General features: G+C 64.0%; 4 protein-coding genes and 3 pseudogenes. 4 read left to right on the plus strand and 3 right to left on the minus strand.

The window, feature by feature from the left end; all coding sequences use genetic code 11:
- Positions 1–87: 87 nt before the first annotated feature.
- The 3 genes and pseudogenes from G3436_RS15050 to G3436_RS15060 form a co-directional block, all read right to left on the minus strand.
- Positions 88–879 (minus strand): transglutaminase family protein, encoded by a 792-nt coding sequence (locus G3436_RS15050; protein ID WP_163946327.1) that lies wholly within the window; start codon positions 877–879, stop codon positions 88–90.
- Positions 876–1826, minus strand: coding sequence for an alpha-E domain-containing protein (locus G3436_RS15055; RefSeq protein WP_163946329.1), 951 nt, complete (start codon positions 1824–1826; stop codon positions 876–878). Before G3436_RS15055 ends, G3436_RS15050 begins: the two co-directional genes overlap by 4 nt.
- A 3-nt stretch (positions 1827–1829) precedes the next feature.
- Positions 1830–3238, minus strand: a pseudogene (locus G3436_RS15060) (circularly permuted type 2 ATP-grasp protein).
- 303 nt (positions 3239–3541) lie between these two features.
- On the opposite strand from G3436_RS15060, the pseudogene G3436_RS15065 reads away from it, so the two are divergent.
- The 4 genes and pseudogenes from G3436_RS15065 to G3436_RS15080 form a co-directional block, all read left to right on the plus strand.
- Positions 3542–4421: pseudogene (locus G3436_RS15065) on the plus strand (bile acid:sodium symporter family protein).
- Positions 4422–4799: 378 nt separating this feature from the next.
- Positions 4800–5399: a paraquat-inducible protein A gene (locus tag G3436_RS15070; protein ID WP_163946332.1), complete on the plus strand. Its 600-nt coding sequence runs from the start codon at positions 4800–4802 to the stop codon at positions 5397–5399.
- The gene (locus G3436_RS15075) at positions 5396–6034 is read left to right on the plus strand and encodes a paraquat-inducible protein A (RefSeq protein WP_163946335.1); all 639 of its coding nucleotides are present in this window, start codon (positions 5396–5398) and stop codon (positions 6032–6034) included. Before G3436_RS15070 ends, G3436_RS15075 begins: the two co-directional genes overlap by 4 nt.
- Positions 6024–6621: pseudogene (locus tag G3436_RS15080) on the plus strand (MlaD family protein); the annotation flags it as partial. The gene G3436_RS15075 and the pseudogene G3436_RS15080, both read left to right, overlap by 11 nt.

A 6621-nucleotide genomic window follows, 5' to 3' on the forward strand; every position in this document is an offset into this window, starting at 1 on the left:
TCCCACAGGTACATCACTGTCCTTGAGGGCAGTAGAGCACCTGTGCGAGCTGGCTTGCCAGCGAAGGGGGCTTGAAGGCTGGCCTGGCTACTGCACCTGCACCATCAACTCAACCTGCACCTTGGCCAGCATCTGCTCCATCCCCCCGCCCCGGCGCATTCCGCGCACCGGGCAGGCGTCCAGGTAGTCCAGACCCACCGCCAGTTTCAGATGACGCTCCGGGCGCGCCAGCCGGTTGGTGATGTCGAAGCTGTACCAGCCGTCCTGCAGCCACGCCTCGGCCCACGCATGGCTGGCCAGGTGAGTGGCATCCTCGGTGCACAGGTAGCCCGACACATAACGCGCCGGTATGCCCAGGCTGCGAGCACACGCCAGAAACGCATGGGTATGGTCCTGGCACACGCCCACCGCCCCGGCGAACGACTCGGCCGCCGTGGTGCCGACACTGGTCGCCCCCGGGCTGTAGGGCATGTGCTCGGCCAGCGCATTCATCAAGTCGATCAAGGCCGCGCGGTCACGCCGCGCCCCGCAATGCTGCAGCGCAAACGCCTGCAGCGCCTCATCCGCCGCCGTGAGCGGGCTGCTGCGCAGGAACGGCAACGGTGACTGGTCGTCCGGCTCCACCTCCCGCGTCGGGTCGATCTCGACCTGCCCCTGGGCGCACAGCACGATCTCGCCATGCGGCTCGTCCAGGGTCAACACGTGCAGGACGTTGCCATAGGGGTCGATCTGGCTGCGCACGCTGCGCGGCATGTCCACCTGCCAGTCGATGACGCGCTGGCGCGCACTGTCCTGCGGGGTAAGGCGCAGGAACTGAATGCTGGTACACACCTCGTCGGCATAGCGGTAGGTGGTGTCGTGACGGATGGACAATTTCATACCACCTCCAGATAAGATGCGTGAATAGTCTGGCCCAGCTCGCGCACCTGGTCGATGAATTCGATCAGCCACGCATGCAACCCCGAATCGAGAATCTCGTCGATGCCGGTATAGCGCAGCCGTGCCGACAACCCTGCTGCCAGGCGTTGCGCAGGGCGCCCGTTGATGCCCGGCAGGCCCGACAGGATCAGGTCGAGCTCTTCGATGCAGGCGTGCAGCGAACGGGGCACATCGGCACGTAACAGCAGCATTTCCGAGACCTGCTCGGCATTCGGCGCGTTGCGGTAGATCTCGTTGAAGGCCTCGAACGAGGACAGTGCGCGCAGCAACGCGCTCCACTGGTAATAGCCGCGTGCCGACTGGTCGCTGACCTCGTCCGACTCTTCGCCGAACATCTCGTAGCGCGCATCCAGTAGCCGCAAGGTGTTGTCGGCACGCTCGATAAAGGTGCCCAGGCGGATGAAGCCATAGGCGTCGTTGCGCATGATGGTGCCCGAGGTGGCCCCGCGAAACAGGTGCGAACGCTCCTTGACCCATTCGCAGAACTGGCTGATGCCGTAGCGCCCCAGGCCATTGCTGGCGATGTTGCGCATCTCCAGCCAGGTGGCATTGATGTTCTCCCACATGTCGGCGGTGATCCGCCCGCGTACCGCGTGGGCATTGCTGCGCGCCGCACGCAGGCAGCAGTAGATGCTGCCGGGGTTACTCTCGTCGAGGGCGAAGAAGTGCAGCATGCGCTCGGTGTTCAAGGCGCCGTGCCGGGCCTTGTAGTCTTCCAGGGTGCCCGCCGCCAGCAGCGACATGGCGAGTTCGGCATGCCCGTCGGTGCGCCCGGCCTGGGGCATCAGCGACAACGAATAGCTGACTTCGAGCATACGCGCGAGGTTTTCCGCGCGCTCCAGGTAACGCGACATCCAGTAGAGGTCTGCGGCTGTTCTTGAAAGCATGGTTCAGTCCTCCACTACCCAGGTGTCCTTGGTGCCGCCGCCCTGCGACGAATTCACCACCAGCGAGCCTTCGCGCAACGCCACACGCGTCAGGCCGCCCGGCACCAGGCGCGTTTCGCTGCCCGACAGCACGAACGGACGCAAGTCGATGTGGCGCGGGGCGATGCCGCTTTCGACAAAGGTAGGACAGGTCGACAGGCACAGCGTGGGCTGCGCGATGTACGCCTCGGGGCGGGCCTTGAGGCGTACGCGAAACTCTTCGATCTGCGCCGCCGTGGCGGCCGGCCCCACGAGCATGCCGTAGCCGCCCGAGCCCTGGGTTTCCTTGACCACCAGGTGCTCCAGGTTGGCCAGCACATGGGACAACTCGGCCGGTTTGCGGCACTGCCAGGTGGGCACGTTCTTGAGGATCGGTTCCTCGTCCAGATAGAAGCGGATCATTTCACCGACATACGGATAGATCGATTTGTCGTCCGCCACCCCGGTGCCGACCGCGTTGGCCAGCACCACGTTGCCCAGGCGGTAGGCAGCGATCAGGCCCGGCACGCCCAGCATCGAGTCGGGGTTGAAGGTCAGCGGGTCGAGATAGGCATCATCCAGCCGGCGATAGATCACATCCACCGCCTGCGGGCCACAGGTGGTGCGCATGAACACGCGGTCGTCGCGCACGAACAGGTCGGCCCCTCCACCAGTTCCACGCCCATTTCCCGGGCCAGGAAGGCATGTTCGAAATAGGCGCTGTTGAAGCGGCCGGGGGTCAGTACCACCACGGTCGGGTTGTCCAGCGGGCTGGCGCTCTTGAGCGTATCCAGCAGCAGATTGGGATAGTGGTCGATCGGTGCGATGCGCTGCGCGGCAAACAACTCCGGGAACAGGCGCATCATCATCTTGCGGTCTTCGAGCATGTAGCTGACGCCGCTGGGGGTGCGCAGGTTGTCTTCGAGCACGTAGTAGCTGCCGTCGCCATCACGCACCAGGTCGACCCCGGCGATGTGGGCATAGATGCCGCGGTGCAGGCCCAGGCCTCGCATGGCAACCTGATAGCCCTCGTTGGCCAGCACCTGCTCGGCCGGGATGATGCCGGCCTTGAGGATGCGCTGCTCGTGGTAGATGTCGGCCAGGAACATGTTCAGCGCCTGCACCCGCTGGATGCAGCCGCGCTCGATCACCTGCCATTCGCTGGCCTTGATGCTGCGCGGGATGATGTCGAAGGGGATCAGGCGTTCGGTACCCTGCTCGTCGCCGTACAAGGTGAAGGTGATGCCGGCACGGTGGAACAACAGGTCGGCTTCGCGACGGCGTTGCTCCAGCAACTGTAGCGGCGTATCCGCCAACCAGCGTGCAAACTCCCGATAGTGCGGGCGGCATTGCCCCGCAGCGTCATACATCTCATTGAAAAAAGCTCGGGACATACCCCACTCCTCGCCGTGTTCACAACGGCTTGTTCTAATTGGCTGCTGTCGTCCACTACCCGGGCCTTGCAACAAACTTTAGCAAGCGCTGTGCCCAATGCCGGGCAAACCGCGAATTAGGCCGGCTCGCGCCTGCCGTCAGGCGCTGACACCGCGAAAAACGAACCAAAACAGTGCGAAACGTGGGCCCCGGCGCCACTGCGCACCTTTTGGTAACAATGTGTATCTACTGCCCTTGCCCCCCTGCACGGCGTGACGTCCTGACCTAGACTGGCGCGCATCCCTTTTTGCGAGTGTTGCGCCATGACTGCATCGCCTCTGCTGACCGCCTTTCTGCCCGTTGCGCTGGGCATCATCATGTTTGGCCTGGGGTTGTCGCTGACCCTGGCCGACTTTGCCCGCGTGGTGAAATACCCCAAGCCGGTGCTGATCGGCCTGGTGTGCCAGATAGTGCTGTTGCCGTTCATTTGTTTTCTGATCGCCAATGGTTTCGGCCTGGCGCCGGCGCTGGCGGTAGGCCTGATGCTGCTGGCGGCCTCGCCGGGCGGTACCACGGCCAACCTGTTCAGCCACCTGGCGCATGGTGATGTGGCGTTGAACATCACGTTGACGGCGGTGAACTCACTGATTGCGATCCTGACCATGCCCTTGCTGGTCAACCTGTCGCTGGCGTACTTCATGGAGGCTGACCAGGCCATACCGCTGCAGTTCGCCAAGGTGCTGCAGGTGTTTGCCATCGTGTTGGTGCCGGTGACCCTGGGCATGCTGGTGCGCCGGCTTACCCCAGCGTTTGCGGCGCGCATGGAGAAGCCGATGAAGCTGGTGGCGGCGGTGTTTCTGGCCGGCACAGTGATCCTGGCGCTGGTGAAAGACTGGCAGACCGTGGTCGAGTACGCGCCGCTGGTGGGCGCGGCGGCGTTGCTGTTCAACCTGCTGAGCCTGACCTTGGGTTACTGGGTGCCGCGTGTGCTGAAGATCCCGAAACGCCAGGCGATTGCCATCGGCATGGAGATTGGCATTCACAATGGCACCTTGGCGATTGCCCTGGCGCTGAGCCCGACGTTGCTGAACAACTCGACATGGCCATCCCGGCGCGCTGTACAGCCTGATCATGTTCTTCACGGCGGCGGGTTTTGGGTGGTGGGTGAGCCGCAGTCCGGCGCGGGCGGCGGTGCTGGATTGAGGTTTGCCGCCTGGTAGTAGCATTGGCTGGACCAGTGCGATGCAGGGCCGGGCTACCAAGGCTGACAACGCCGATCCCACAGGCCATGGTACGTTGCAACAGATGTGGAGCCGGCCTTGCCGGCGAAGCGCCGCGCGGGCGGCGCTCGATCTTCAGAGCGCTGGTGAATTCAAGGCATGCACCTTCAAGCCCTGATGCGATTTCAAGACAGGCGATCAAGGATTTCTCACAAGGCTCCGGCCGCAGATCGCACTGGCGCCCGATGTGCCAGCCAATACATCTCCCGCGCTCTTGAGATCTACAACGCCCGCACCAGGCAAATTTGCTCAATCGCCACGCCCTTCTATATTGAGCTAGTCCCTGTTGCGAGTGCCAAGCGTGGCCAGCACCGATCGGTTGATCATCTGCGAGCACTGCGACTGCGTGTATGAAAAGGTCGAACTCGCCAAACACCAGAAAGCGCTGTGCCTGCGTTGCGGCGCCGTGCTGCAGCGCTATAACGGCCTGAGCGTGCAACAACGCCTGGCGCTGAGCCTGACCGCAGCCATCCTGTGGCTGTTCGCCAATTTCTACCCGGTGATGAGCATCAGCCTGCAAGGTCTGCACAACAGCGCCACGCTGTGGGACTCGGTCAAGGCACTGGCCGATGGCCCGATCACCTTCATTGCCCTGGTAGCCGCCATTTCCATCATCATTGCGCCGATGTTCCAGTTGCTGTTGCTGATCTGGGTGCTGCTGCATGCGCTGGCCCGGCGTCGCTCGCCGGCCTTTCATCTGTGCATGCGCTGGCTTGAGACCTTGCGCCCCTGGAGCATGCTGGAGGTGTGCCTGCTCGGCGCGATGGTAGCGGTGTTCAAGCTGGCCGGGCTGCTCGATGTACTGCCCGGCATCGGCCTGATCGCCCTGGCTGCGCTGAGCCTGCTGATGATCCGCCTGGCCGGGCGCGACATTCGTGACCTGTGGAACCAACTGCCATGAACACGCCGCGACTGGCCGCCGATCTTGACCTGGTGCTGTGCCACGCCTGCGGGCTGGCCTGCGACAACCGCCAGCGGCCAACGTGTTGCGAACGCTGTGGCGCGCCACTGCACACACGCAAGCCCGACTCGCTGGCCCGTACCTGGGCCTACCTGATCGCGGCCCTGGTGTTCTACATCCCGGCCAACCTGTTGCCGGTGATGAACACCGCGCTGTTCGGCGCCGGCGCCGACAGCACCATCATGAGCGGCGTGCTGGAGTTCTGGGCCCACGGCGCCTGGGATATCGCCACGATCATCTTCATCGCCAGCATTGCGGTGCCCGCCACCAAATTCGTCGCTCTCGGCCTGCTGTTGATTACGGTACAGCGGCGCAGCACTTGGGCACAGCGCGAACGCTCGCGACTGTTTCGCTTCGTCGAACTGATTGGCTACTGGTCGATGCTCGACGTGATCGTGGTGGCGCTGGTGGCGGCACTGGTGAAATTCCAGGCCCTGGGGGACATCGAACCGCGCCTGGGCATCCTGTTCTTCGGCATGGTGGTGGTGTTCACCATGCTCGCTGCGATGAGTTTCGACCCCCGCCTGATCTGGGAACCCCCCGCTGCTTCCGAGGAGCCTGCGCATGAGCGATAACAGCCACCAGGACGCGGCGCAACCTGGCCGCCCGGCCATCAAGACCCGGCGATTCAGCGTCTCGCTGGTATGGATCGTGCCCATCGTGGCGGTGCTGGTAGGTGTTTCGCTGGTGGTGCACAGCTGGCTGCAGGAAGGCCCGACCATCCAGGTCACGTTCAAGACCGGCCAAGGGCTTGAAGCCAACAAGACCGCCGTGAAGTACCGCAATGTGGTGATCGGCCAGGTCAGCGCGGTCGAGCTGAGCCAGGACCAGAAGAGCGTCACCGCCACGGTCAAGCTGGTCAAGCAGGCCGAGAACTTCACGCGCCAGGACTCGCTGTTCTGGGTGGTGCGCCCGCGCATCGGTGCCGGTGGCGTGTCGGGTATCGACACGTTGTTCTCGGGCGACTTCATCGGCGCCGACGCCGGGGCAGTCGCAGGCACGCGCCAAGACGTTCACCGGCCTCGAGGCACCACCGCCGATCACCTATGGCGAGCCTGGCCGGCGCTTCAACCTGCATGCCTCCGACCTTGGCTCGCTGGGCATCGGCTCGCCGGTCTACTACCGCAAGATCCCGGTCGGGCAGGTGGTGTCGTATGCCCTG

Origin of the sequence: Pseudomonas brassicae (assembly GCF_010671725.1) — a bacterium.
Taxonomy (GTDB): domain Bacteria; phylum Pseudomonadota; class Gammaproteobacteria; order Pseudomonadales; family Pseudomonadaceae; genus Aquipseudomonas; species Aquipseudomonas brassicae.

What these genes read in the sequence shown, in the direction of transcription:
- G3436_RS15055 (WP_163946329.1), bottom strand. Translation starts at nt 1,826, where the DNA reads ATGCTTTCAAGAACAGCCGCAGACCTCTACTGGATGTCGCGTTACCTG.
- G3436_RS15050 (WP_163946327.1), bottom strand. Translation starts at nt 879, where the DNA reads ATGAAATTGTCCATCCGTCACGACACCACCTACCGCTATGCCGACGAG.
- G3436_RS15075 (WP_163946335.1), top strand. Translation starts at nt 5,396, where the DNA reads ATGAACACGCCGCGACTGGCCGCCGATCTTGACCTGGTGCTGTGCCAC.